Raw genomic sequence first — 26,986 nt, forward strand, 5'->3', positions numbered from 1 at the left:
AAACCGGCCTCGGTCTGAAACCGGTCGTGGGAACTTTGACATTGCAATCGAATGTCGTTCCACTACGACTACCTAAGGGGAAACAATAAGAAATGCGCTTTACTGGCGACATTTCAGGGGAGTTGCATATCTCATGGAGTATTTTGTCCAGCAGCTTATTAACGGGCTGACGCTGGGTTCCATCTATGGGCTGATCGCCATTGGCTACACCATGGTCTATGGCATCATCGGAATGATCAATTTCGCACATGGCGACGTCTTCATGATCGGCGCGTTCATCGCTCTGGCGATGTTCCTGATCCTGACGACCGTGTTCGGCTTCGTGTTCCTGCCCGTGGTGTTGCTCATTGTGTTGATCGTGGCGATGATCTTCACATCCGCCTGGGGGTGGACGGTTGAACGTCTTGCCTATCGGCCTCTGCGCGGCTCGTTCCGCCTGGCGCCGTTGATCACGGCAATCGGCATGTCGATCGTGCTGCAGAATTTCGTTCAGATCACGCAGGGCGCGCGCGTCAAGCCGCTTCCGCCGCAGATCCAGGGCGGTATCACGCTGATGGAGGGAGGGGCGAACAGCATTTCCGTGCAGCTCTCCTACATGCAGATCATCATCATTCTGACGACCATTGTGTTGATGGCGGGCTTCACGCTTCTCATCACCCGCACCTCGCTTGGCCGCGCGCAGCGCGCCTGCGAGCAGGATCGCAAGATGGCCGCGCTGCTTGGCATCAATGTCGACCGCACCATTTCGCTGACCTTCGTGATGGGCGCGGCGCTGGCCGCCGTGGCCGGCCTGATGTTCCTTCTCCTCTACGGCGTGATCGATTTCTACATCGGCTTCCTCGCCGGGGTTAAGGCCTTCACCGCAGCCGTTCTGGGTGGCATCGGCTCGCTGCCGGGCGCCATGCTGGGCGGTCTCCTGATCGGCCTCATCGAGGTGTTCTGGTCCGGTTACTTCTCGGTCGAGTACAAGGACGTCGCGGCGTTCTCGATCCTCGCAATCGTGCTGATCTTCCTGCCCTCCGGTCTTCTCGGCCAGCCAGAAGTGGAGAAGGTCTGATGGCGATGAACGGTTCCAACAAGGCGGTCGGCACGCAGCCGGCCGACCCGAATTCCTTCGCGGCCTCGGTCAAGGATGCGGCCACCGCCGGCTTCCTGGTCGCGGTGCTCGGGTTCTTCTTCATCGGCGTGCGCACCGACATCGCGCCCGGTGGTCTTGATCTCAAGATGCGCTGGGGCGCGTGGATCGTCTCGATCCTCGTCGTCTTCGCCGGTCGGCTTCTGCTCAATCTGTTCGTCTTCAAGACCAACAGCCCGATCACGCAGAAATTCGCTTCCAGCATGCCCGGCAATGGCCGCTTCGCCGGCGCCGGCAAATGGATGATGCGGGCGCTTTTCGCTTTCGCGCTGATCCTGCCCTTCTTCTTCATCACCTTCTTCCCCAACAAGGACCGTCAGTTCATCGATCTGGCGATCCTGATCATGACCTACATCATGCTCGGCTGGGGGCTGAACATCGTGGTGGGTCTGGCGGGTCTGCTCGACCTCGGCTATGTCGCGTTCTATGCGGTTGGCGCATATTCCTTCGCGCTGCTCGCACAGTATCTCGACATCGGCTTCTGGTTCGCGTTGCCGCTCGCCGGCATTCTCGCCGCCTGCTGGGGCATCGTGCTCGGCTTCCCCGTGCTCAGGCTCAGGGGCGACTATCTGGCCATCGTCACGCTGGCCTTCGGTGAGATCATCCGCGTGGTGCTGTTGAACTGGTACGAGTTCACCAATGGACCGGATGGCATTTCGGGCATTCCGAAACCCACCTTCTTCGGTCTGGAACTGAAGCGGGGCGAGGGCGGCTTTGCCGACTTCTTCGGCATCGCCTACGATCCGATCCAGCGCTTCATCTTCCTCTACTACATCATCTTCGTTCTCGCGCTGATCACCAATTTCGTGACCATGCGTCTGCGCAGGCTGCCCATCGGGCGCGCCTGGGAGGCGTTGCGTGAAGATGAAATCGCCTGCCGTTCGCTGGGCATCAACACCCGCAACACGAAGCTGACGGCTTTCTCCATCGGCGCCATGTTCGGCGGTTTCGCCGGGTCCTTCTTCGCAACGCGACAGGGCTTCATTTCGCCGGAGAGCTTCACCTTCCTGGAATCGGCGATCATCCTCGCCATTGTGGTTCTGGGCGGTCTCGGCTCGCAGATCGGCGTTGTCATCGCCTCCATCGTCATGATTGGCGGCATCGAACTGCTGCGCAATCTCGGGTTCCTCCAGCAGATCTTCGGTTCGGGTTTCGACCCGGTTCAGTATCGTATGCTGATCTTCGGTCTCGCCATGGTTCTCATCATGGTGTGGAAGCCGCGTGGTCTCATATCGACCCGCGAACCGTCCGTGGCTCTGAAGGAAAAGAAACGCATTGGCGCCGATATGGTGGCTCAGGGTGAGGGACACTGATGGACGCGGCGACGAACATGAACAACAACGCTCAGGCGACGCCCAACTGGGACAAGGACCCGGTGCTCAGCGTCGAACATCTAACCATGCGCTTCGGCGGCCTCGTGGCCGTCGGAGACCTCTCCTTCAATGTCGGCCGGGGTGACATCACTGCCCTGATCGGCCCGAACGGAGCGGGCAAGACCACGGTCTTCAACTGCGTGACCGGCTTCTACAAGCCGACGGAAGGGCGCATCGTCATGCGTCACGGTCCGGGTCGCCAGCAGGAAGACGTGGATGCGTTGACCGATAGCGGCCAGCGCTGGAAGACCACCGGCAACGGCGCGGTCTACCTTCTGGAGCGCATGCCCGATCACGAGATCTCGCACAAGGCCAAGGTGGCGCGCACCTTCCAGAACATCCGCCTGTTCGGCGGCATGACCGTTCTGGAAAACCTGCTCGTTGCCCAGCACAATCCGCTGATGGTTGCGTCCGGTTTCTCGATCGGCGGCATTCTGGGGCTGCCCGGCTACAAGCACGCGCAGCAGGAGGCCATCGACAAGGCGGTCTACTGGCTGGAGCACACGAACCTCGTGGATCGCGCAGACGATCCGGCGGCTGATCTTCCCTATGGCGCGCAGCGCCGACTGGAAATCGCCCGCGCCATGTGCACGAGGCCGCAGCTTCTGTGTCTCGATGAGCCGGCAGCCGGCCTCAACCCGCGTGAATCGGCAGAACTCAACGAACTGCTGAAATACATTCGCGACGAGCACAAAGTGTCGGTTCTCCTGATCGAGCATGACATGGGCGTGGTGATGGAAATCTCCGACCATGTCATCGTGCTGGATTACGGTGTGAAGATCTCCGATGGCCCGGCCGAGTTCGTGAAGAACGATCCGAAGGTCATTGCCGCCTATCTGGGCGTCGATGACGAGGACGAGATCGACATGCCGGAGGTGCGTGAGGATATCGCCAGGGTCTCGAAGGACGAGCAGGCGGGCGATGCAGCCGCGCCCGCTGCCAAAAAGAAGGCGGCGGCGAAGAAGACGACCTCAAAGGCTGGATCGACAAAGAAAGCCTCTGCCGCGGGCGCTTCCGGCGCAAAGGCGGCCACGGCCAAGTCTTCACCCAAGGCACCCGCTGCGGCCAAGCCTGCGGCAGCGAAAAGCAAGGCTGCGAAGCCGGCTCCTGCTGCCAGTGAGGTGAAGATCGCCAATGCCGGAGACTACCCCGGCAGCCAGCCGCACGGTCTCAGGAAGGCGCGCGAGGGCGGGGCCAACAACCTCACCCGCGTGAAGGGCATCGGACCGGCCAGCGAGAAGAAGCTGAACGCGCTCGGGGTCTGGCACTTCGACCAGATCGCGGCGTGGAAGAAAGCCGAGGTGCAGTGGGTCGGTTCCTATCTTGCCTTCCCCGGTCGCATCGAACGGGAGGAGTGGGTCAAGCAGGCCAGGGTTCTCGCCAAGGGTGGCGAAACCGAATTCTCCAAACGCGTTGACAAGGGCGCTGTGCCCTCCAGCGTGCCCGGCAAACGCGGCGCCAAACCGGCCAGCAAGAAGACCACCGGCAAGGGAGGCAAGGCATGAGCGAGCAGAAGAACCCCTTGCTCTCGGTGCGTGGCGTCGAGACCTATTACGGCAACATCGTCGCGCTGCGTGGCGTCGACATGGATGTGCATCGCGGTGAGATCGTCACGATGATCGGAGCCAATGGCGCCGGCAAGTCGACGCTGATGATGACCATCTGCGGCGACCCGCGCGCCCGCAACGGCCAGATCGTCTATGATGGCGTCGACATCACCCAGATGCCGACGCACGAGATCGTCAGCCTCGGCATCGCGCAATCGCCGGAAGGGCGTCGGATCTTTCCGCGCATGACGGTGATGGAAAACCTGCAGATGGGGGCCGCACTCGTCGATCCCGAATTCTTCGACGAGGATCTCGCCAAGGTATTCAAGCTGTTTCCGCGTTTGAAGGAGCGTATCAGCCAGCGTGGCGGCACGCTCTCGGGTGGTGAGCAGCAGATGCTTGCCATTGCCCGCGCGCTGATGAGCCGGCCGAAGCTTCTGCTGCTGGACGAGCCGTCGCTTGGCCTTGCGCCGTTGATCGTGAAGCAGATCTTCGACGCCATTCGCGAGCTGAACGAAAAGGAAGGGCTTACGGTCTTCCTGGTCGAGCAGAACGCGTTCCACGCGCTGAAGCTCGCCCATCGCGGCTATGTCATGGTCAACGGCAATGTGACCATGAGCGGCACGGGCGCAGAACTTCTCAAGAAGGAAGAAGTCCGCGCTGCTTATCTGGAAGGCGGGAGGCACTGATGGAACACGCAAACGGACTGATCTGGGAAGTCTCTTTCTGGGAGTTCTTCTTTGTCACGGTTCTTCTGGCAGGGAGCGCCGCCTATCTGACGGGACGCGCCATGGCGCGCACCTGGCAGGCCGATGCGCATCTGGCGTTCTACATCGTGCTTCTGACGGCAGCCACGCGCTTCATCCATTTCGCTCTGTTCAGCGGCACGCTTCTGTCGCTGCACTATTACATCGTCGATCTGATCGTTCTGCTGATCATCGCCTTCGTCGGCAAGCGCATCACCCGCGCTGGCCAGATGGCGACACAGTATAGTTTTCAGTATCGGCGTAGTGGACCGCTCGGCTGGGAACGTTCCGGCTGACGGATTCATGGTTAAGCGGCATGAAGCCTTTATTTCTCTTTGGAATTGGGTTTTCATGCCGTTTAAGCGGGCACAATGGTCCGCATAGGCAAAACCGGGAAGCCAAACACCATTTCCGGAAAGCCAAGGGAACTTCTGGTGTTTTTTAAAGGGAGAAGTCATGAAAAAGGCACTTATGGCTGGCGCAGCACTCAGCCTGATGATGACGGGTTCCGCATGGGCGGACATCACCATCGCCGTTGCAGGCCCGATGACGGGCCAGTACGCCTCCTTCGGTGAGCAGATGAAGGCTGGCGCTGAGCAGGCCGTGGCCGACATCAATGAGGCCGGTGGCGTCAATGGCGAAATGCTGAAGCTGGAAGTGGGCGATGACGCCTGCGATCCCAAGCAGGCTGTCGCGGTCGCCAACCAGTTCGCCGGTTCCGGCGTATCCTTCGTGGCCGGCCACTTCTGCTCGGGTTCCTCGATCCCGGCTTCGTCGGTCTATGCCGAGGAAGGCATCATTCAGATTTCGCCGGCCTCCACCAACCCGGCCTTCACCGACAACCGTCCGGGTCCGGGCGTCTACCGCGTTTGCGGCCGCGATGACCAGCAGGGCGATGTTGCCGGCAAGTTCCTCGTAGAGAACTTCGGCGACAAGAAGGTGGCCTTCGTTCACGACAAGACCGCTTACGGCAAGGGTCTCGCAGACGCCACCATGGCGGCCTATGAGGCAGCAGGCGGCAAGCCGGCTCTGTACGAAGCCTACACCGCCGGTGAAAAGGACTACACGGCGCTCGTCTCCAAGCTGAAGCAGGAAGGCGTTGGCGTTCTCTATGTGGGCGGCTACCACACCGAAGCCGGCCTCATGGCCCGCCAGATGCGCGAGCAGGGCATGGACACGGTTCTCGTTTCCGGTGACGCGCTCGTCACCGACGAGTACTGGGCCATCACCGGCGATGCCGGCGAGGGCACGTTGATGACCTTCTCGCCCGATCCGCGCAAGAACGAGATCGCCAAGCCGGTCGTTGACAAGCTGCTTGCCGCCGGCAAGACGGCTGAAGGCTACGCGCTCTACACCTATGCCGCGATCCAGGCATGGAAGGCAGCCGTAGAGGCAGCCGGTTCCACCGATTACGATCCGGTTGTGGCCGCACTCAACGAAGGCGACTTCGCCACCGTTCTGGGTGACCTGTCCTTCGACGACAAGGGCGATGTCACGCTGCCGGGTTACGTCTTCTACGAGTGGAAGGGCGGCAAGTACGATTACCTCGAGCAGTAAGCTTCTGGCTTGACGAGAGGTTTGAGCGGTCCGGCAGCAATGCCGGGCCGTTTTTCGTTTCAGGGGTGATGAGACAAGCCCGCAGCTGGCCAGGATCAGACGCGCCATATGGTGTTTTCGCACCTGCACAGCTCTCCCAGCGTCAAGAAAGTTTGCACTGCAGCATTGTCCACGCTAATCATACCGCGTCTTTTTGGCGCGGGAGGGGAGGCTCGCGTCAGGCAATCCCGCACTCCCTCTCCCCATCCAGGAGCCGTTGCCAGTGCAGATTAAGAAGATCCTCGTCGCAAACCGTTCTGAAATCGCCATCCGCGTCTTTCGCGCAGCCAATGAACTCGACATCCGAACGGTGGCCATCTGGGCCGAAGAGGACAAATATTCACTGCACCGGTTCAAGGCGGATGAATCCTATCAGGTCGGGCGCGGCCCGCATCTGGAGCGCGATCTCGGCCCCATCGAGAGCTATCTTTCCATTGATGAGGTGATCCGCGTCGCCAAACTGTCCGGCGCAGACGCTATCCATCCGGGCTATGGCCTTCTGTCGGAAAGCCCGGAGTTTGCCGACGCCTGTGCCGAAAACGGCATCACCTTCATCGGCCCGAAGCCCGAGACCATGCGCCGTCTGGGCAACAAGGTCGCCGCGCGCAATCTGGCCATCGAGGTCGGCGTGCCGGTTGTGCCGGCAACCGAGCCGCTGCCGGATGACATGGCCAAAGTCGCCGAGATGGCTGAAGAGGTCGGCTTCCCGGTCATGCTCAAGGCATCCTGGGGCGGTGGCGGGCGCGGCATGCGCGTCATCCGCAGCCGCGACGATCTCGAAAACGAGGTCACCGAGGCAAAGCGCGAGGCCCGCGCCGCCTTCGGCAAGGACGAGGTCTATCTCGAAAAGCTGGTCGAGCGCGCCCGCCATGTGGAAGTGCAGGTTCTGGGCGACACCCACGGCAACGCCGTGCACCTGTTTGAGCGTGACTGCTCCATTCAGCGCCGCAACCAGAAGGTCGTCGAGCGCGCTCCCGCTCCCTATCTGAACGATGAGAAGCGCGCCGAGCTGTGCGGTTACGCGCTGAAGATCGCCGAGGCGACCGACTATATCGGCGCGGGCACCGTCGAGTTCCTCATGGATGCCGACACCGGCGCGTTCTACTTCATTGAGGTCAATCCGCGCATTCAGGTCGAGCACACGGTCACCGAGGAGGTGACCGGCGTCGATATCGTCAAGGCGCAGATCCACATCCTCGAAGGCAAGAAGATCGGCGACAAGGCGTCGGGTGTGCCGGCACAGGCTGATATCCGCCTCAATGGCGACGCCCTGCAGTGCCGCATCACGACTGAAGATCCGGAGCAGAACTTCATTCCCGATTACGGCCGCATCACCGCCTATCGCGGCGCGACCGGCTTCGGCATCCGGCTCGATGGCGGCACCGCTTATTCGGGCGCGGTCATCACCCGGTTCTACGATCCGCTTCTTGAAAAGGTCACTGCCTGGGCCCCGACGCCGGAAGAAGCGATTGCGCGCATGGACCGCGCGTTACGTGAGTTCCGCATCCGTGGCGTGGCCACGAACCTCACCTTCCTTGAAGCGATCATCAGCCACCCGAAATTCCGCGACGCTTCCTACACGACCCGCTTCATCGACGAGACGCCCGAGCTCTTCACCCAGATGAAGCGGCAGGACCGCGCGACAAAGCTCCTGAACTATCTGGCCGATGTCACCGTCAACGGTCACCCCGAGGCGCGGGGCCGCGCATTGCCCAATGCCGAGGCTGCGGCGCCCAGCGTCCCCTATGTCGACCAGCCCGTGCCGGACGGCTCCAGGCAGGCATTCGACCGGCTGGGGCCGGATGGCTTTGCAAAGTGGATGCGCGAACAGGAGCGGGTGCTTGTCACCGACACCACCATGCGCGATGCGCACCAGTCGCTGCTCGCCACACGCATGCGCACCTTCGACATGGCGCGGATCGCAGGCGTCTATGCGCGTGCGCTGCCCGAGCTTCTGTCGCTGGAGTGCTGGGGCGGGGCGACTTTCGATGTCTCCATGCGCTTCCTGACGGAAGACCCGTGGGAGCGTCTGTCGCGCATTCGCGAGGGCGCGCCGAACCTGCTCTTACAGATGCTCCTGCGCGGGGCGAACGGTGTTGGCTACACCAATTATCCCGACAATGTGGTGCAGCATTTCGTCAAACAGGCTGCGGACGGCGGCATCGATCTCTTCCGCGTGTTCGACTGCCTCAACTGGGTTGAGAACATGCGCGTGGCGATGGATGCCGTGCGCTCCGAAGGAAAGCTGTGCGAGGCCACGATCTGCTATACGGGCGATCTGCTGGATCCCGACCGCGCCAAGTATGACCTCAAATATTACGTGGGTCTTGCAGGCGAGCTTGAGGCTGCTGGCGCGAACATCATCGCCATCAAGGACATGGCCGGCCTCCTGAAGCCGGGCGCGGCGCGCGTTCTGTTCAAGGCGCTGCGCGAGGCGACGGATCTGCCGCTGCACTTCCACACGCATGACACGTCGGGCATTTCCGCAGCCACCGTGCTTGCCGCGGTGGAAAGCGGCGTCGATGCCGTGGATGCGGCCATGGACGCCTTGTCCGGCAACACCTCGCAGCCCTGCCTTGGCTCCATCGTCGAGGCGCTCAAGGGCGACGCCCGCGACACCGGGCTCGACCGCGAATGGGTGCGCCGCATCTCCTTCTACTGGGAGGCCGTGCGCAACCAGTACGCCGCCTTCGAGAGCGATCTCAAGGGGCCGGCTTCCGAGGTCTATCTGCACGAAATGCCGGGTGGCCAGTTCACCAATCTGAAGGAGCAGGCCCGCTCACTCGGTCTTGAGACCCGCTGGCACGAAGTCGCCCGCGCCTATCACGACGTCAACATGATGTTCGGTGACATCGTGAAGGTGACGCCATCCTCCAAGGTGGTGGGCGACATGGCGCTGATGATGGTTTCGCAGGATCTGACGGTCGCTGATGTCCAGAGCCCGGACAAGGATATCGCCTTCCCGGATTCGGTCGTCTCCATGCTGCATGGCGATCTCGGTCAGCCGCCGGCGGGCTGGCCACGGGCGTTGCAGAAAAAGGTGCTGAAGAACAGCGAGCCGATCACCGTTCGTCCGGGCTCTCTGCTGGAGCCGGCCGATCTGGAGCAGGATCGCAGGGCGCTCGAAGAGAAGCTCGGCCGCGAGGTCAGCGAGTTCGAATTCTCTTCCTGGCTCATGTATCCGAAGGTCTTCACGGACTTCGCCTCCGCATCGGAAAACTACGGTCCGGTAAGCGTCCTGCCCACGCCGGTCTATTTCTACGGCATGCAGCCGGAGGACGAGATCTTCGTCGATATCGAGCGCGGCAAAACGCTGGTCATCCGCTGTCTTGCGGTGGGCGACGTGGACGAGAAGGGCATGGTCACAGTGTTCTTCGAACTCAACGGCCAGCCACGCCGCGTCAAGGTGCCGGACCGTGCGCATGGCGCATCCGCTGCCGCCGCCCGGCGCAAGGCCGAGACCGGAAACGAGGCGCATATGGGCGCTCCGATGCCGGGTGTGGTTTCCACGCTGGCGGTCAGCCCCGGCCAGACCGTGAAGTCCGGCGATGTGATCCTGTCCATCGAGGCCATGAAGATGGAGACGGCCCTGCACGCCGAACGCGATGGCACGATTGCCGAAGTCCTGGTCAAGGCGGGCGACCAGATCGACGCGAAGGATCTTCTCGTCGTGTTTGGCGATGGCGACTGAGCCAATGGATTGCCCGGGTCTCAGGATTGATGGGCCTGAGGATTGACGGGCTCTCTTAAACCGATTTAACTGCGGCGCGGTCAGGGCATTCATTCCTGTCGCGCCGTTTCCTTTTGGAGCCCGTTATGTCTTTCCAGAATGCGTCCCTCGGGCGCTGGGCCGTGGCGGCCTGTTTCTTCGTCAATGGGTTCATGGTCGGTAGCTGGGCGCCGCAGATCCCCGTTGTCGCCTCCCGCTTCGAGCTGAGTGAAACGGCGCTTGGCCTTTTGATCCTCGTTTTCGGCTGTGGCGCGGTGTCGGTCATGCCCCTGTGCGGCTATCTGATCGGCCGCCTTGGCTCGCGCCGGGTGCTGCGCGTTGCCGCCGTCGTCTGCGCGCTTTCCTTTGCGGGCCTCGTGGCTGCCACGCAGATCTGGCAGATGGTGGCGGCCCTTTTGTTCTTTGGCGCGTTTCTGGGGGCGATGGACATTTCCATGAACGCCAACGCCGTGGCGGTGGAGCGCTCGCTCGGCCGCGCGGTCATGTCGTCTTCGCATGGGTTCTGGAGCCTTGGCGGCTTCGTCGGCGCAGGCCTCGGCGGCGTGCTTCTGGAGCGCTATGGCTACATGGCGCATGCGGGCATGGTCGTGGCGTTTGCCTTCGTGATCGCGCTCGCCATGCTGCCGTTTCTGATCGTCGAGGCGCGTCCGGTGGCAGGGCAGGCCGGTGGCGCGCGGGCAGGTTTCCCGCGCAACCTCATGGTCTATGTGACGGGCCTGGTGGCGCTCACCTGCATGCTGCCGGAAGGCGCGGTGCTCGACTGGGCGGCCCTCTATCTGCGGCAGGAAATGGGCGCCGGCATTGCCGAGGCAAGCCTCGCCTTCACGGCTTTTTCAGGAACCATGGCGGTGATGCGCTTTGCCGGCGACCGGCTGCGCAACCGTTTCGGTGCAGTGCGCACGCTGCGTTATTCGGGCATCGTGGCGACCATCGGCATGCTGGGGGCGGGGCTTGCGCCCACGCCGTCTCTCGCCATCATCGCCTTCGCGCTGAGCGGCATGGGCATCGCCAACATGGTGCCGATTGTCTTTTCCGCCGCCGGCAATCAGCCGGGGCTCTCGCCCGGCGCGGGGATGAGCGTGGCCACCACGATCGGCTACTCGGGCATGCTGGTTGCGCCATCGCTTGTCGGCTTCATCGCCGAGCGCACCGGTTTTGCGCCCATCTTCCTCGCCTTTTCGGTTCTGCTGGCCCTTGTCCTTTCCATGGCGGGGCTCGTTCGCTCGGCAGACACCATCGCGGCGCACACCTGAAAATCCTGACCCTAGATACTGCCCATCAACATCAGGATGAGCACGATCACGAGGAGAAGGCCGAGTATGCCGGATGGGCCATAACCCCAGCCGCGTGAATAGGGCCAGGCGGGAACAGCCCCCAGCAGGATCAGAATCAGGATGACAATGAGGATTGTCCCAAGCGACATGATGTTCTCCTCGCATTCTTGAAAACCGTGCAATTCAACGCATTTGGCGCGTGCTGGTTCCCAGAAAATGCAAACGGGCCGCCATGCGGTTCAGTGCATGGCGGCCCGTCTGTCTGTCTGCCCTGAATGCTGCCTATTCGGCGGCTTTCGTAAATGTCTCTCCGGGCATATCGGTGTTTGCGGGGTCGTGTTCCTCGTTCTTCCGGCGGCGGAAGAGACGTGCAAAGAGGCCCCGGCGCTGATGGCCTGCAGGCAGCGTTTCGCGCGTGAACACCATCAGCGCCGAGGGCGTGACGATCAGCGTGAGCGCCGTTGCAAAGGTCAGGCCGAAGACAATCGCGCTCGACAGCGAGACCCACCACTGCGTCGAGGGCGCGCCGATGGTCACCTCCTGATGGAACAGCTCAAGCCCAAGCCCGAAGGCGATGGGCAGAACGCCCAGAACGGCGGAGATGGCTGTCAGCATTACCGGGCGCGCACGCTCGCGGCAGGTCTGCAGAATGGCTTCCTGCTTCTTCCAGCCCTCGCGCCGCAACCGGTCATAGGTGTCGATCAGAACGATGTTGTTGTTCACCACGACGCCGGCCAGCGCGATGACGCCGATGCCCGACATGACGATGCCGAATGGCTGCCCGGTGATGAGCAGGCCAAGGAACACGCCGATGGTCGCCATCACCACGGTCATCAGCACCAGGAAAACACTGGTGAACTTGTTGAACTGGGCAAGCAGCACCACGAAGATCAGGAAGATCGCCGCGCCGAACGCCTTCATGAGGAAGGCGCTTGCCTCTTCGCTTTCCTCGTTCGAACCGGCAAGCTTCCAGCGGCTCTCGCCCAGATCCATGTCGCTCAGGGCGTTGATCACCTCCGCCTGCACGGCAGCGACCTGATAGCCGCTCGCCACATTGGCGCTGATCACGATGGTGCGCTGGCCGTCGATGCGGTTGAGCGTGCCGGTGGCGCGCTCCGGCTCGCGGGTCACGAAGTTGGAAATCGGTACCGGCCCCTGCGCCGTCTGCACGCGCAGCTGGTCGAGTGTCGAAAGCGTGCGCCGGTCTTCCGGCAGGCGCAGGCGAATGTCGACCGCGTCATCGACGCCGGCAGGGCGGTATTCCGAAAGCTTCAGACCATTGGTCACGAGCTGCACGACCGTGCCCACCGAGACGGGGCTGATGCCATATTGCGCGGCCTTCGCCCGGTCCACCTTGATCGCCCAGTCGATGCCGGGCGGGGGCAGGCCGTCGGAAATGTCGATCACACCCGGCACCTTTGCGATGGCCTGCGCGATTTCCGCAGCCTGATCGTTCAGGGGTGCCGGATCGGCAGCCGAAAGGCGGATCTGGATCGGCTGTCCGGTGGGCGGACCGGCATCGGGCACGCGAACCTCGATCTCGACGCCCGGCGTGCCGGCAAGCTCCTTGCGCAGATCGTCGAGAATCTCGCTTGCCGGTGCACGCTCGCGCCAGTCGATGAACTCGTACTGGATGACGCTGATGACATCCTCATCGATATCCTGCCCGCCACCCTGTGTCTTGCCGACGCGCGTGTAGACGGATTCGATGCCCGGCCAGTTGAGCAGTTTTTCTTCAGCCGGCCTTGTCAGGCGGTCCATTTCTTCAAGCGAAATGTTGCCCCGCGCGTGGACATACATCAGGCCGTATTCGGGTTCGACGGAGGGGAAGAATTCAATGCCCGCACCGTATTCGCCATAGAAGTGAATGATGCCGCCAAGCAGCGCGATGGTGAGAAGCAGAACGGTTTTGGGAAAGCGCACCGCCTGCTTGACGAGACCCATATACCAGCCGTCCGGCTTCTCCTCTTCCTCGACATGCGCCTTGGCGAAGAGCGCGCCGAGCGTGGGCGTGAAGATCAGCGCATAGATCATCGAAGCGCTCAGCGTCACGATCAGCGTGATCGGCAGATATTTCATGAACTCGCCGACAATGCCCGGCCAGAACAGAAGCGGCGAGAAGGCGGCGATGCGGGTCATGGTGGCGGCGATCACCGGGCCGGCCATGCGCTTGGCGGCCAGCTCGAAGGCCTGCGCCTTGTCCATGCCTTCCGACATGCGCCGCTCTGCGAATTCGGTCACGATGATGGCGTCGTCCACCAGCATGCCGACGGCCAGAATGAGGCTGAACAGCACCACCATGTTGACGGTGAAACCGCCCAGAGAAAGAGCGTAGATGCCCATCAGGAAGGACGCGGGAACGGCAAGGCCGATCAGCAGCGAGGCCCGCCCCGACAGCGTGTAGAGAACGACGATGAAGACCAGGATCACGGCGATCAGCACGTGGTTCTGCAGGTCTTTCAGCATGTCGCGGATCATCACCGATTTGTCCTGGCTGTAAGACACGGTGATGTTGGCGTCGCTGCCTTCCTGGAACGTCGTGGCGATGGCTTTCACCGCGTCCACGGTCTCCACCAGATTTGCGCCGACGCGCTTCTTGACCTCAATGGCGATGGCGTTCTGGCCATTGAGACGGGTGATGGTGCTCGCATCCTTGAAGGTGGAGCGAATGTCCGCCAGATCGCGTGCGCGCACTACCGCGTCGGGGCTCGAGACGATGGGCAGATTGGCCACGTCTTCCACCGTTTCGATCAGCGAAGGCACTTTCACGGCGTAGCGTCCGGCCTGACCTTCCAGCGAGCCGGCGGCAACAAGGCTGTTGGACGCGCCGACACCGGCGATCATCTGGTCGAGCTGAAGATTGTAGGAAGAGAGCTTCATCGGATCGATGAGCACCTCCACCAGCTCGTCGCGCGAGCCCTGCAGCGTGCCTTCCAGAACGCCTGGAATTTCCTCGATCTGGTCACGCAGTTCGCGGGCGGCCGTAGAAAGAACGCGCTCCGGCACATTGCCGGCCAGCGTCACGACGAGGATCGGGAATTCCGAAATGTTGACCTCGTGGACGGATGGTTCGTCAGCGCCCTGCGGCAGCTCGCGCCGCGCATCGGCAACCTTGGCCCGCACGTCCTCGATGGCGTTGGAGAAGTCGTAGCCCGCCTGAAACTCGACCAGCACGAAGCCGCCGCTCTGGAAGGCGGAGGAGCGCATCTCCTTCACGCCTTCAAGGCTTTTCAGCCGCGTTTCGATGGGGCGCAGCAGCAGGCGCTCGGAATCCTCCGGCGAAATGCCCTGATAGCCGAGGCTGACATAGATGATCGGGATCGGAACGTCAGGCTCGGCTTCCTTCGGGATGCTGACATAGGCAAGCGCGCCGGCGATCACGAAGAAAAGCAGGATCGATAAGGTCAGCCTGGCGTTTTGTATTGCAATGCGGACGATGTCCATCGGGCAGTCCTGTCTTGTCCCGTCGGAGCGCAGCCATCAATCTGCGGCGTGGGTGCACCCGGTCTTGTTGTTCCTGCAGTCTCGGGCGGAGATTGCCTCCGCCAACGGGGCTGCCCTAACGGCCGGTCATCTCGGAAGCGAGGACGTCCGCCCATTGCTCGATAAGCTTCTTGTCCGCCGGCTCGGGCTTCACGATATCGCCTTCCGTCACCAGATCCTGTCCGGACACGATGATGTTGGCGTCGGCGGGAATGCCGGCGAGGAAGAGCGCGCGCGGCGTGTCGTCCAGCAGGTCGATGGGATAGAAGATGACCTTGCTGTCCCCATCGACGGCGCGCACGCCCAGCTCCCCGTGCCGGTTCAGCGTCACCACTGAACGCGGCAGCGCAACAGCCTGCACCGGCTCGGCGTGAATGCTGATCTCGGCGGTCATGCCGGCGGGAATTTTCCTGTCGGGGTTCGGGATCGCCACTTCCACGCGGAAGGTGCGGGTCTGCTGCGATGCCTCGCGGCTGACAAAACGAACCGTTCCCTTGACCGTGGAGCCGTTGACCAGCCGCACATCGGCTGCATCGCCCACGTCCACCGAACCCAGATTGTTTTCGCTTACCTCGCCGACCGCGATCACCGGATCGAGCTTGATCAGCGTTGCAATCTCCTGCCCCTGCTGAACCGATGCGCCGAGCTCCACATCGACCCTGTCGATGATGCCGGCAAAGGGGGCGCTTACGGTGATGCGGGCAAGGTCGGCTTCTGCCGCTTCAAGCTGTGAGCGCGCCGTGGCCAGAGCAGAGCGTGCGCCATCAAGCTGAAGGCGGGCCAGATTGCCGGATTTGGCGAGCCGGTCTGCGGCTTCGGCTTCAGCCTCGCGCTGCGCCAGAACCTGGCGCGCTGACTCAACCGCCGATTCCTTGCCCTCGGTCTCAAGCCGCAGGATCAGGTCGCCGGTGGAAAGCAGGTCACCCTTGGAAACCGGCAGTTCGGCAACAATGCCGCTCGCCCTCAGGGCAAGCTCGGAACGCTTGTCCGCCGCAGTCCGTCCCGAAATGCGGATGGTGCGCGAATGATCGACCTGTGGTGCGGACGCAACGATCACGACCTGGGCTTCCGCCGGTTTGTTTTCGGGCCTCTCGGCAACCGTCTGTGCTTCTTCGCTTGCGCTGCCGACCGACGAGAATTTGCCTGTGGCGACCCATGCTGTCGTCGCGACCAGAACGGCAATCGCGGCAATCTTATGCAACCTGAACTTCGGCATGTTGTTTTCCGATGCGGTAAGCCGGCCCGTCGATGAAGGACTGGCGCGATAGTGAGACGATCCGCGCAGAGGTCAATTCACAAAGGCAGTTCCTTGCGGCAAAAGCACGCTCCTATATCGCACGCACGGGCTTTACAAAAGCCAAACGGCTATTGCTCCTGACATCAACGAACGTCGGTCTGGAGCCGAAAAGCACGCGCGCACGACAGCTCTGGCGAGCTGGGTGCGCACCAATTGGGACATGTTGACAAAATTCGTAATTATGTCAACAGTGAAAGAAAAATGAGAGAGCGCAGGCAATGAATCTGATCGCCGGATGCACGGAAGACCCCAAGCGAGAGCGCATCCTCAATGGCGCCATGAAGGTCTTTCTCGCCTATGGTTTTGCGCGGACGACCATGGATGACATCGCCCGTTCGGCAGAGGTTTCGCGCCCGGCGCTTTATCTTCTCTTCCGCAACAAGGCGGATATCTTCCGGGCCATCGGCGTCTGCATTCTCGAGCAGTCGCTTGAGGGCGCGCGTGCCGGGCTGAAGGAAGAGGGCACTTTCGGCGAGCGGATCATGGCGTCGCTCGAGCGCGCCCTTTTCGGCCTGATCGAGATGGTCGACCAGTCGGCGCACGGTCAGGAAATTCTGGATATCGAGAACAAGCTTGCCGCAGACATCATCGCCGAATGGCGTGAAAGGCTGAGTGGCATTGTCGAGGCTGCGGTGGCCGAGGAGGCGGAGCGCTCCAAAGCGGATCTGGAGGCGCTTGGCCTTTCTGCGCGCGGGCTGGCCGATATCCTGCTCGATGGCCTTGACGGCATGCGGGTGCGTGGCATCTGCGGCAAGCCGGCGATTGACGGTGCGCGCCGGCTTGTACGGGTGATGGAGATTTCCCTTCTGGCAGCGCGCCCGGAAGCGCGCATCTGACGAAAGAATTCGGGTTACTGCGCCGTCCACCCGCCATCCATCGGCAGGGCGGAGCCGGTCATCTGGCTTGCATTATCGGACGCAAGAAACACCACGAACGCGCCCAGCTCCTCAACGGTGACGAACTCACGTGTCGGCTGTTTGGCGAGCATCACTTCGCGCACCACCGTATCGCGGTCCATGCCGTGCACCTTCATCTGATCGGGGATCTGCGCCTCGACGAGCGGTGTCAGCACATAGCCCGGACAGATGGCGTTACAGGTGATGCCCGTCTCGGCCAGTTCAAGCGCAACCGTCTTGGTCAGGCCGACAACGCCGTGCTTGGCGGCCACATAGGCCGACTTGAACGGTGAGGCGCGCAGGCCGTGCGCCGAGGCGATGTTGACGATGCGGCCCTTGCCGGCGGCTTTCATGTGTGGCGTTGCGGCGGCGATGGTGTGAAAGGATGACGAAAGATTGATCGCCAGAATGGCGTTCCACTTCTCAATCGGGAAATCCTCGACCGGCGCCACATGCTGAATGCCGGCATTGTTGACCAGCACATCAATGCGGCCGAAACGCTCGACCGCCTGCTCAACCAGCGCGCGGCAGGCCTCCGCCTTAGACATGTCGGCGCTGATATAGACGGCCTCGACACCGTGTTTGGCGGCCAGTTTCCCGGCAGCCGCATGGTCTTCCGGCGTGTCGGAAAACGAGTTGAGCACGATGTTGCAGCCGTCTGCGGCAAGAGCCTCGGCCACGCCCAGCCCGATACCGGAAGTGGAGCCCGTGATGACGGCTGTCCGGTTCTTTTGGTTCGATGCGCTGTTCATGGAGGTGGCCCTTTGTATCGCAAGACGTTATGTTGCGACGCAGCAAAGCGATGGGCGCCGGTGCTGTCAAGCAGGCTGATCGCTGCAAATGGGCGTTCGCGCCATTGACATTCCGGCCGCTGTCGGCCACCTCAAGCGCGACACGGCTGAAAACGGGACAGTTCCCCCATGACCGGAACATTCACGGCCAGCAAATCTATGAGCGGCTATTTTTCTTCGCCCTTTCCGCGGCGTGATGCGGTTGGCGTTGCTGTGGGCAATGTGATCGTCGGTGGTGATGCGCCGGTGGTCGTGCAGTCCATGACCAACACGGACACTGCCGACGTGGATCGCACGGTCGCGCAGGTGGCCGCGCTTCATCGCGCAGGCTCCGAAATGGTGCGCATAACGGTTGACCGCGACGAGGCGGCCGCCGCCGTTCCGCGCATCCGCGAGCGGCTTGAGCGCGTCGGCATTTTCGTGCCGATCGTCGGCGACTTCCATTACATCGGCCACAAGCTTCTTGCCGATCACCCGTCCTGCGCGGAAGCGCTTGCGAAATATCGCATCAATCCGGGCAATGTCGGCTTCAAGGACAAGAAGGACCGGCAGTTCGCCGCCATCATCGAAATGGCGATCAAATACGACAAGCCGGTGCGCATCGGCGTCAACTGGGGCTCGCTCGATCAGGAGCTGCTCACGCGACTGATGGATGAGAACCAGGAGCGCGGTGCGCCGATGACGGCGCAGGAGGTGACGCGCGAGGCCATCGTGCAGTCGGCGCTGCTTTCCGCCGAGCTGGCGGAAGAGATCGGGCTTGGCCGCGACCGCATCATCCTGTCGGCAAAGGTCAGCCAGGTGCAGGACCTGATCGCCGTCTATACCGAGCTTGCCCGCCGTTCCAACCATGCGCTGCATCTCGGCCTCACCGAGGCCGGCATGGGCACCAAGGGCATTGTCGCTTCGTCTGCCGCCATGGGCATTCTGCTTCAGCAGGGCATTGGCGACACGATCCGCATTTCGCTCACGCCGGAGCCCGGCGGCGACCGCACCCGCGAGGTGCAGGTGGCGCAGGAGCTTCTGCAGACCATGGGTTTCCGCCAGTTTCTGCCGGTGGTTGCCGCATGTCCCGGCTGCGGCCGCACCACGTCGACCGTGTTTCAGGAACTCGCCCAGAAGATCGAGGGCGATCTGCGCAAGAACATGCCGGTCTGGCGCAAGAAATATCCGGGCGTGGAAGCGCTCAAGGTTGCGGTCATGGGCTGCATCGTCAACGGGCCGGGCGAATCCAAACATGCCGATATCGGCATTTCGCTGCCGGGAACCGGTGAAACGCCGGCTGCCCCCGTCTTCATCGACGGCAAGAAGGCTGCAACGCTGCGCGGCGAGGCCATCGCCGAGGAATTCGAGCAGATGGTCGGGGCCTATATCGAGCAGCGTTTCGGCGCGCGCACCGACGCCGAATAATCCCCACCCGAGATCATCTTGAGGGCGCACGCCGTACCGGGTGCGCCCTTTGCTTTTCTGCCGGCGCTCAGGCCGTTGCAGCCAGCTTCTGCTCGCAACTGCGCCAGTGGGTGATCTTGTCAGCCAGCTTCTGCGGAGAGATCGGTTTGGGCAGATAATCGTCCATGCCGGCGTCGAGGCACTTTTCCCGGTCGCCCTTGAGCGCATGTGCGGTGATGCCGATGATCGGTGTACGGTCGCCGGTGATGGCTTCCAGCTCGCGGATCGCTGCCGTTGCTTCGTAACCGTTCATCTCGGGCATTGAGATATCCATCAGAATGATGGAGGGCTTCAGCGCGCGGTGCATCTCGGCGGCCGTCTTGCCATTGCCGGCAATCCGGTACTTTAGGCCGAGCCCGTCCAGAACCTGGCTGAACACCAGCTGGTTGACCTCATTGTCCTCCGCCACCAGCACATCCAGCGCGCCATTCGCGCTGCGTGAGCTTGAGAGCCCGCGTTCGATGGGCGAGGAGGCGTGGATCTGGATCGGCTTGGCCGGAACCCTGATTTCCGGTTCGGGTGCAGCCGGTTCCGCCGGGCTCGCCTTTGCCGCACGGCTGCGTTGCATCACAGAGACGAGCGTTTCCAGCAGCATGGAGGAGCGGGTGGGCTTGTTCAGATGCGCAGCGATCCCGCACTCATTCACCAGCCGCGCCGTATCGTTCTGGTCGACCGACGTCAGAAGCACCAGCGGAATGTCCGCAAGCGCCGGGTCCGCCTTGATCATCTTGGCGACATCCGCGCCGTTCATGTCGGGCATCTGGTAATCGAGGATCACGCAGTCGACGCGGGCGTCGAGCTTGGCGGAATGCTGCAGGAAGGCCAAGCCCACCGCGCCGCTCTCGGCTGCGGCGCACTCAAAGTCCCAGCTCTTCAGCTGTTCCTGCAGGATCTCGCGGTTGATCGGGTTGTCGTCGATGACAAAGACGCGCGCACCCGAAACGTCCACCGGCGCGGTCGCCTGCGGGGCTTCCGTGCGGTCGACGGTCAGTGGCACGACGAAGGAGAACACCGAGCCCTTGCCCACTTCGCTGGTGGCCGTCATTGCGCCGCCCATCAGTTCGACAAGCCGCGTGGCGATGGCCAGTCCGAGGCCTGTTCCCTCATGGCGGCGGGTGGAGGAGGTGTCCACCTGCGCGAATTTCTCAAAAACCGCATCGAGCTTGTCCTGCGGAATGCCGATGCCGGTGTCCTCGACGCGCACGGACACTTTCGTAATGTCGCCCTCGATGCGCCCGGAAACGTCGATCAGAACATGGCCGCGCTCGGTGAACTTCACCGCATTGCCGACGAGATTGGTCACGACCTGCCGGAAGCGCCCCGCATCACCCATGAAGGAGCTCGGCAGTTCCGGGTCCACGCGCACGATCAGTTCCAGATCCTTCTCCGATACCTGCGAGGATACGAGCGCCGCCACGTCTTCGATGGCTTCGCCCAGCCGGAAGGACGACTCATCGAGCTGGAGCTGGCCGGCGTCGATCTTGGAGAAGTCGAGAATGTCATTGATGATGGTCAGCAGCGCCGTGCCCGACTTGACGATCACGTCGACGAACATGCTCTGCCGTTTGTCCAGATCAGTGCGCGCGAGCAGTTCGGCCATGCCCATAACGCCATTCATCGGCGTGCGGATTTCATGGCTCATATTGGCCAGGAATTCAGACTTGGTGCGGTCTGCGGACTGCGCTTTGATCTTCTCCGCCGCCAGCGAGATATTGGCGCTGTGCAGCTCCTGATGCGCACGCGAAATGCGATACATCATCGGCACGAAGATGCGCATCGCCAGAAGAAGGCTCGCTGCGATCATCGCGATGGCGACGCCGATCAGGCCCAGCTGCAGCGTCCCGTGGCTTTCGATCATCTGCGCGTTGAGCATGTCGGAGATGCGTTTCAGTTCTGGGCGCACCTGTGTGTTGGCGAGCGCCTGCAGCTCCCTGAACACGCGCTGGGCGGTGGCGTTCTGATAGTCGTTGAAGACTTCCAGCCGGTTTGCCTGCGAGATGACATCGCGGATCTGTGTGCGCAGCGCCTTGTCGCCATCTTCGCCGAGCCAGATGCGCCTGACGGTTTCCGGCACCGCGTGGCCGGTAATGTCGGTGGCGAGCGATCCGGTCTGCAGCACCGGCGCCACTGTTGTTCCGCCGACCTGCCGATAGGTCAGGCGCTGGCTCTCCATCGTAGTCACTTCGCCGCTGATGGCGAAGTCCAGCGCCTCATAGGCGTCGCTGAGCTGATCGAGCGCGTATTCCAGTTCGTCATGGGTGAGGTCCGCCTGGGCGCTGTTCTGCGGGCGAAGCTCTGCCTGCTCGAGGCGCAGCGCATTGTGGATCACGTCATTGGTCACATCGGCCATGTGGCTGATGAATGCACTGAAACGCACCTGGTTCTTCGTGGCCTGCGTTTGCCATAGCAGGATCCCCGTTCCGGCCATGACTGCCATCACAAACCCCACCAGCACGACAATGAGGCGCGCACGCATATACTGCTGTGTAGCTACTGTAGGCATTACTCTTCCCAAGACGTCCCCCAATTCCCGTAAGAATTGAGCATCTGGATTAATGCCCGATTAACGCTAAAAAGATGTGTTTTTCATTCTGCTGATGCTCAACACAAGCAAAGAGAAGCGTGTTTAGAAAGAAAAGATGCAGTTCAGGCCCGGCAATGCGTGGTCTCTTGTCTCCGGTTAAGATGTGCCTGAGCCAAGAAATGCGCGCAAAAGAGCACAACCCGGCGCGGAGCGCGCGGGCGTAAAAAAGAAAAAACGGGTTGAACCTGGTTTAGCTCTGGCGTTCGGCGACGAAACGCGCGGCCTGTTTCAGCGTGTCTGCGCGTTCGCCGAAAGGCTCCAGAATATCCTCGGCCTGGGCAACAAGCCCCCTGAGCTGTTGGCGTGTCCAGTCGATCCCGTGAAGGCTCGCAAGCGTCGCCTTGCCGGCGGCGGCGTCCTTGCCGGTTGCCTTGCCCATCGCTTCGCTGCTGGCCGTCAGGTCGAGCAGATCGTCGGCAAGCTGGAAGGCGAGCCCGATGGCCGCGCCGAATTCGCCGAGTCGTTCGATGTCCGCGTCCTGTGCGCTGCCGATCACGGCGCCCGCCTCGCAGGCAAAGCGGATCAGCGCGCCCGTCTTCATCGCCTGAAGCCGCAGAATTTCGTCTTCGCTGAGGCTGCTGCCCTCTGCGGCCAGATCCAGCGCCTGACCACCGGCCATGCCGCCCATGCCCGAAGCGCGGGCGAGCCTGTTGACCAGCGTGATCTTGGCTTCAGCAGGCAGCGCCGTTTCAGGCGCGCTCACAATGTCGAACGCATAGGTCAAAAGACTGTCGCCGGCGAGAATGGCTGCTGCCTCGTCAAACGCGCGGTGAACGGTCGGCTTGCCGCGGCGCAGGTCGTCATCGTCCATTGCCGGCAAATCGTCATGGACCAGAGAATAGCAATGGATGCACTCAAGCGCTGCCGCAACGCGCAGCGCAGCCGTGTCGTCCGTCGCCTCAAACAGCGCTGCCGTCTCGAGCACGAGGAACGGCCGCAGCCGTTTGCCGCCATTCAGAACGCCATGGCGCATGGCTTTCAAAAGGCGGTCGGGGCGGTAAAGTTCGCCTTCCAGCGGTCGCGTGTCGAGCAGTCGGCGCAGTTCGCCTTCCACCATATCCGCGCCAGCGGCAAGTTTCACTTCAAACGGCAGTGTCATCGTCTCGTCCATGCCGGGAGCGATGCCGTCAAAGGGCGTCCGGGTCAAGTCCGTTTGTTTGCGCCATTGCGCCGAAAGCCCCTGGCGGCTATGCGAAAGGCTGGTTTTGAGGCGTAACGTCACACTGAGGGAAAAACAGGTTTGAGCGGCCCCACAGTCGACCCGGAGAAAAGGACGACGAACAGGCGTGGCGGGCGTCGCGGTCGCAAGGCGGCCGGGCGGCGCGCAGGCGGTCGGGCGTGGCTCGGCTGGTTTGCCCGACGTGTTCTGCTAATTCTTGTGGTGCTGGCGCTCATTCCCGCGCTTCTGACGCTTCTCTATCGTGTGCCGGTGGTACACCCCATCTCGACATTGATGATGCGCGATCTGGTCACCTTCACCGGCTATGACCGCGACTGGAAGTCTCTCGAAGAAATGGGGGATCTGGTCCCGCATTCGGTGATGATGTCGGAAGACGGTCAGTTCTGCGCCCATGATGGCATCGACTGGGCGGCGCTCAACCTCGTCATCAACGACGCGCTTTCGGGCGAGAAGACGCGGGGCGCATCCACCATCCCCATGCAGACGGTGAAGAACCTCTATCTCTGGCAGGGCCGCTCCTTCGTGCGCAAGGGGCTGGAACTGCCGCTGGCGATCTATCTGGATCTGGTTCTGCCGAAACGGCGGATCATGGAGATCTATCTCAACATCGTTGAATGGGGGCCGAACATCTACGGTGCTGAAGCCGCCGCGCAGCATTATTTCGGTCGCCCGGCATCGCAGCTTTCGCGCCGGCAGGCGGCGCTTCTTGCGGTCACGCTGCCCAATCCGCTGGAGCGCAATCCGGCCAAACCCTCAAGCGGGTTGAACCGGCTTGCCGCGAAGATTGAACAGCGTGCGCGCAAGGCCGGCGGGTATGTGGGGTGTTTGAAGCCCTGATCATGCGCTTTCGTTGAAAAAAGCGATGCGCCCCACTGGCCAAAACCTCTTTGGACGTGTATAGGCACGCCGACTTCCAATTCCCGGCCGAAATGCTGGGCCTCTGGATTGAAGGGGCCGCAACGGCCTTTGACCGATTAGCGGAGCAGGACCATGGCTGTACCAAAAAGGAAAACGACGCCTTCGAAGCGCGGCATGCGCCGCTCGGCCGACGCCATCAAGGCGCCGACCTATGTCGAAGACAAGAATTCGGGCGAACTGCGTCGTCCCCACCACATCGACCTGAAGACCGGCATGTACCGCGGTCGCCAGGTTCTGGAGCCGAAGGACGCATAAGCGCCTTTCCTCCTCTGGATGCAAAAAAGACCGGTCACTGACCGGTCTTTTTTTGTTTCAGATGTCCTTGCCGGCTTTTGCCCGTCGCTGCAGCGCCTGCAGGATCGAAAGTGCCTTCTCGGCCATCTCTTCCGGCACGAAGACATGATCGTGATGGTAGGCGGCGACCACGTTGCAGGGGATGGCTTCATCCGCCAGCGCCGTCGCCACGCCGGCCGTCAGCCCCACGCCGTCGAGCGCGGAATAGACTTCAAGGACGATCCGGCGCATCGGCATCTGCGTGTCGAAACCAAGCGTTTCGGCGCGCGCCAGCGGCAGCACGAGCGTCGTGCCTTCCTCTTCCTGAAAAACACCTTCCGATTCCGCATAAAGCGTTGCGGCGCGGTCCCGCTCCACGCAGCAGAAAACGAAAACGCCCGTTGTAAGAACGGGCGTCATTCCTGCCAGCATGGCCTGCGTATCACGAACGGTCCGGGGCATGTCTCTGGCGCTTCAGTCTGTGTTTGCTCCGGGGAAGGGCGGTCAGGAACCGCCCAGGGAGTTGATCTTGCGCTGCATGTCGGCGATCTGCTCACGTAACTCCTTCAGATCATCGGAGCGCGGTGCCTCTTCGCCGGCATTGTCTTCGCGCGCTGCGCCCTGATTTGGGGCAGGGGGCGTGGGCGCGAACATGCGCATGGCGTTCTGGAACATCTCGATGTTGCGGCGGGTCTGCTCCTCGACCATCTTCATCGGGGCCGACATGCCCATCATGTCCATGGATGATCCGCCGAACGCTTTGTCCATCTGCTCGCGCATGCGTTCCTGCTCCTTGGAGAAGGCCATCATGGATTGTTCGAGGAAGCTCGGCACGACCATCTGCATCTGGTCGCCGTAAAAGGCGATGAGCTGACGCAAAAACGAGATCGGCAGCATGTTCTGCCCGTTGCGGTCGTTCTCCAGCTCGAAAATGATCTGGGTCAGGACCGCATGGGTGATGTCTTCGCCGGATTTGGCGTCCTGCACGACGAAATTCTCGTCGCGCTTTACCATCTCGGCCAGATCTTCCAGGGTCACATAGGTGCTGGTGCCCGTGTTGTAGAGGCGGCGATTGGCGTATTTCTTGATGACGATCGGGTCGTCCTTGGCTGGCATTACTGACCTCCCCGTAGCACGGTTGTCTGTGGCATCGCGCCCGGACGTCTCCTGCGTCGTCCGGTTTTCGATGCCTTGGATTCAAGGACTGAGGGCTTTGCAAGACGCCACTGCGCCGTTCCACCGCCCCGTTGCCGGGGCCGTCGGCGCGCACCCCCTGCATTTGCCGGTGTCAGGATATGCGCAAAATCCCATTGAATGAAAGCGCTTTTCGCAGTGGCGAAGAGCGCGGCGCTCCTGTTCGGCGGTGCGCAAGCTTTGTTGCGCTGCACACAACCGTTTGACTCGCCCCTGATTAGCCGCAACAAATGTGAATGAGAGCAGTCCGTCACAAGGGCTGCACATTTGCACGTGTATGCAATTTTCCAAGGGAGAGCCTTTCATGTCGTCAGCCGAAGCCATTGTCGTTGCCAGCGCCGCCCGCACCCCGGTCGGCTCGTTCAACGGTTCCTTCGCCACCGTGCCAGCGCATGAGCTTGGTGCAACCGCCATTCGCGAGGCGCTTTCGCGCGCCGGCGTCGCGCCGGAAGAGGTGAACGAGGTGATTCTCGGTCAGGTGCTCACGGCCGGCCAGGGACAGAACCCCGCGCGCCAAGCGGCCGTCGCCGCCGGCCTGCCGGAAGAAGCCACCGCCTGGGGGCTCAACCAGGTCTGCGGTTCGGGCCTGCGCACCATCGCCATCGGCATGCAGCAGATCGCCTGCGGCGATGCCGACATCATTGTTGCCGGTGGTCAGGAATCCATGACGCTCTCCACCCATTGCGCCTATCTGCGCGCCGGCGTGAAGATGGGCGATTATGCCATGATCGACACGATGATCCGCGATGGTCTGTGGGATGCCTTTAACGGCTACCACATGGGCATCACCGCAGAAAACGTGGCGCGCAAGTTCCAGATCACCCGTGACGAGCAGGACGCTTTTGCGCTCGCTTCGCAGAACAAGGCCGAAGCCGCCCAGAAGGCCGGGCGCTTCAAGGATGAAATCGTCCCGGTCACCGTGAAGAGCCGCAAGGGCGAAACCGTGGTCTCGGACGATGAGTACATCCGCCATGGCGCGACCATCGAGGGCATGCAGAAGCTGCGTCCGGCCTTCGACAAGGAGGGCACGGTCACTGCCGCCAATGCGTCGGGCATCAATGACGGTGCGGCCGCCGTGGTGCTGATGCGCGAGAGCGAAGCCCAGCGCCGTGGTCTGACGCCGCTGGTGCGGATCGCCTCCTGGGCGACGGCTGGCGTCGATCCGGCAATCATGGGCACGGGGCCGATCCCGGCATCGCGCCGCGCGCTGGAGAAAGCCGGCTGGAAGGCCGAGGATCTCGATCTGGTCGAGGCCAACGAAGCCTTCGCCGCACAGGCCTGTGCGGTCAACAGGGACATGGGCTGGAACCCGGATATCGTGAACGTGAATGGCGGCGCCATCGCGATCGGCCATCCGATTGGCGCTTCGGGTACCCGCATTTTCAACACGCTGGCCTTCGAGATGCGCCGCCGTGGCGCGAAGAAGGGACTGGCCACGCTTTGCATCGGTGGCGGCATGGGCGTCGCCATGTGCGTGGAAGCGTTGTAGGCTTTGAGCTGGCGCGCGGCGTTTGTGCCGTGCG

21 protein-coding genes are annotated in these 26,986 nt (G+C 62.2%); 13 read left to right on the forward strand and 8 right to left on the reverse strand.

Going from position 1 to position 26,986, the window contains the following annotated elements:
• Nucleotides 1–133: 133 nt before the first annotated feature.
• From NDI72_RS05975 to NDI72_RS06010, 8 genes are all read left to right on the forward strand, one after another.
• Nucleotides 134–1,057 (forward strand): ABC transporter permease subunit, encoded by a 924-nt coding sequence (locus NDI72_RS05975; RefSeq protein ID WP_113153311.1) that lies wholly within the window; start codon nt 134–136, stop codon nt 1,055–1,057.
• Nucleotides 1,057–2,448, forward strand: coding sequence for a high-affinity branched-chain amino acid ABC transporter permease LivM (livM, locus tag NDI72_RS05980; protein ID WP_113153310.1), 1,392 nt, complete (start codon nt 1,057–1,059; stop codon nt 2,446–2,448). The genes NDI72_RS05975 and livM overlap by 1 nt, the downstream gene beginning before the upstream one ends.
• Entirely contained in the window at nt 2,448–4,013 is a 1,566-nt protein-coding gene (locus tag NDI72_RS05985; protein WP_394374070.1) for a helix-hairpin-helix domain-containing protein, read from the forward strand. The genes livM and NDI72_RS05985 overlap by 1 nt, the downstream gene beginning before the upstream one ends.
• Nucleotides 4,010–4,744 carry an ABC transporter ATP-binding protein gene (locus NDI72_RS05990; RefSeq protein WP_113153308.1) on the forward strand — a complete coding sequence of 245 codons (735 nt, stop codon included), beginning with the start codon at nt 4,010–4,012 and terminating at the stop codon, nt 4,742–4,744. The genes NDI72_RS05985 and NDI72_RS05990 overlap by 4 nt, the downstream gene beginning before the upstream one ends.
• The gene (locus NDI72_RS05995) at nt 4,744–5,097 is read left to right on the forward strand and encodes a DUF6867 family protein (protein ID WP_206546094.1); all 354 of its coding nucleotides are present in this window, start codon (nt 4,744–4,746) and stop codon (nt 5,095–5,097) included. Before NDI72_RS05990 ends, NDI72_RS05995 begins: the two co-directional genes overlap by 1 nt.
• Before the next feature lie 160 nt (nt 5,098–5,257).
• The gene (locus NDI72_RS06000) at nt 5,258–6,358 is read left to right on the forward strand and encodes a branched-chain amino acid ABC transporter substrate-binding protein (protein WP_113153306.1); all 1,101 of its coding nucleotides are present in this window, start codon (nt 5,258–5,260) and stop codon (nt 6,356–6,358) included.
• A 262-nt stretch (nt 6,359–6,620) separates the two neighbouring features.
• Nucleotides 6,621–10,088, forward strand: coding sequence for a pyruvate carboxylase (gene pyc / locus NDI72_RS06005; protein ID WP_283799932.1), 3,468 nt, complete (start codon nt 6,621–6,623; stop codon nt 10,086–10,088).
• A 125-nt stretch (nt 10,089–10,213) separates the two neighbouring features.
• Nucleotides 10,214–11,380 carry an MFS transporter gene (locus NDI72_RS06010; protein WP_283799933.1) on the forward strand — a complete coding sequence of 389 codons (1,167 nt, stop codon included), beginning with the start codon at nt 10,214–10,216 and terminating at the stop codon, nt 11,378–11,380.
• An 11-nt stretch (nt 11,381–11,391) separates the two neighbouring features.
• Here the strand turns inward: NDI72_RS06010 and NDI72_RS06015 are convergent, their stop codons facing one another.
• The 3 genes from NDI72_RS06015 to NDI72_RS06025 all read right to left on the reverse strand — a co-directional run bounded on the left by NDI72_RS06015 (nt 11,392) and on the right by NDI72_RS06025 (nt 16,100).
• Nucleotides 11,392–11,550 carry a DUF3309 family protein gene (locus NDI72_RS06015; protein WP_206994939.1) on the reverse strand — a complete coding sequence of 53 codons (159 nt, stop codon included), beginning with the start codon at nt 11,548–11,550 and terminating at the stop codon, nt 11,392–11,394.
• A 133-nt stretch (nt 11,551–11,683) separates the two neighbouring features.
• On the reverse strand, nt 11,684–14,845 hold the full coding sequence (locus NDI72_RS06020; RefSeq protein ID WP_206546098.1) for an efflux RND transporter permease subunit: 3,162 nt from the start codon (nt 14,843–14,845) through the stop codon (nt 11,684–11,686).
• Between the two features lie 115 nt (nt 14,846–14,960).
• A complete protein-coding gene (locus NDI72_RS06025; protein WP_206553935.1) occupies nt 14,961–16,100 on the reverse strand; it encodes an efflux RND transporter periplasmic adaptor subunit in 1,140 nt (379 codons plus the stop codon).
• Between the two features lie 299 nt (nt 16,101–16,399).
• Between NDI72_RS06025 and NDI72_RS06030 the strand changes: the two genes are divergently transcribed.
• On the forward strand, nt 16,400–17,017 hold the full coding sequence (locus tag NDI72_RS06030) for a TetR/AcrR family transcriptional regulator (RefSeq protein WP_113153300.1): 618 nt from the start codon (nt 16,400–16,402) through the stop codon (nt 17,015–17,017).
• 14 nt (nt 17,018–17,031) lie between these two features.
• Here the strand turns inward: NDI72_RS06030 and NDI72_RS06035 are convergent, their stop codons facing one another.
• Complete coding sequence (locus NDI72_RS06035) at nt 17,032–17,829, reverse strand: 3-hydroxybutyrate dehydrogenase (RefSeq protein WP_283799934.1); 798 nt, start codon at nt 17,827–17,829, stop codon at nt 17,032–17,034.
• A gap of 198 nt (nt 17,830–18,027) precedes the next feature.
• Between NDI72_RS06035 and ispG the strand changes: the two genes are divergently transcribed.
• On the forward strand, nt 18,028–19,275 hold the full coding sequence (gene ispG, locus NDI72_RS06040; protein ID WP_113156052.1) for a flavodoxin-dependent (E)-4-hydroxy-3-methylbut-2-enyl-diphosphate synthase: 1,248 nt from the start codon (nt 18,028–18,030) through the stop codon (nt 19,273–19,275).
• A 67-nt stretch (nt 19,276–19,342) separates the two neighbouring features.
• Here the strand turns inward: ispG and NDI72_RS06045 are convergent, their stop codons facing one another.
• A complete protein-coding gene (locus NDI72_RS06045; protein ID WP_283799935.1) occupies nt 19,343–21,817 on the reverse strand; it encodes a hybrid sensor histidine kinase/response regulator in 2,475 nt (824 codons plus the stop codon).
• Nucleotides 21,818–22,088: 271 nt separating this feature from the next.
• Nucleotides 22,089–23,009 (reverse strand): polyprenyl synthetase family protein, encoded by a 921-nt coding sequence (locus NDI72_RS06050; protein ID WP_390906827.1) that lies wholly within the window; start codon nt 23,007–23,009, stop codon nt 22,089–22,091.
• Nucleotides 23,010–23,138: 129 nt separating this feature from the next.
• Here NDI72_RS06050 and mtgA point away from each other — a divergent pair, with 129 nt between their 5' ends.
• The gene (gene mtgA / locus NDI72_RS06055; RefSeq protein ID WP_502888375.1) at nt 23,139–23,915 is read left to right on the forward strand and encodes a monofunctional biosynthetic peptidoglycan transglycosylase; all 777 of its coding nucleotides are present in this window, start codon (nt 23,139–23,141) and stop codon (nt 23,913–23,915) included.
• A gap of 153 nt (nt 23,916–24,068) precedes the next feature.
• The gene (rpmF, locus tag NDI72_RS06060) at nt 24,069–24,251 is read left to right on the forward strand and encodes a 50S ribosomal protein L32 (protein WP_007007560.1); all 183 of its coding nucleotides are present in this window, start codon (nt 24,069–24,071) and stop codon (nt 24,249–24,251) included.
• 57 nt (nt 24,252–24,308) lie between these two features.
• On the opposite strand, the gene NDI72_RS06065 is transcribed toward rpmF, so the two are convergent.
• Both NDI72_RS06065 and phaR read right to left on the reverse strand, forming a co-directional pair.
• Entirely contained in the window at nt 24,309–24,731 is a 423-nt protein-coding gene (locus tag NDI72_RS06065; protein ID WP_283799936.1) for an ACT domain-containing protein, read from the reverse strand.
• A 42-nt stretch (nt 24,732–24,773) separates the two neighbouring features.
• The gene (gene phaR, locus NDI72_RS06070) at nt 24,774–25,385 is read right to left on the reverse strand and encodes a polyhydroxyalkanoate synthesis repressor PhaR (protein ID WP_113153295.1); all 612 of its coding nucleotides are present in this window, start codon (nt 25,383–25,385) and stop codon (nt 24,774–24,776) included.
• A gap of 382 nt (nt 25,386–25,767) precedes the next feature.
• Between phaR and NDI72_RS06075 the strand changes: the two genes are divergently transcribed.
• Nucleotides 25,768–26,952, forward strand: a complete 1,185-nt coding sequence (locus tag NDI72_RS06075; protein WP_113153294.1) for an acetyl-CoA C-acetyltransferase — start codon at nt 25,768–25,770, stop codon at nt 26,950–26,952.
• The last annotated feature ends 34 nt before the right edge of the window (nt 26,953–26,986 follow it).

The organism is Nitratireductor sp. GZWM139, assembly GCF_030068685.1.
Lineage (GTDB): Bacteria > Pseudomonadota > Alphaproteobacteria > Rhizobiales > Rhizobiaceae > Nitratireductor > Nitratireductor aquimarinus.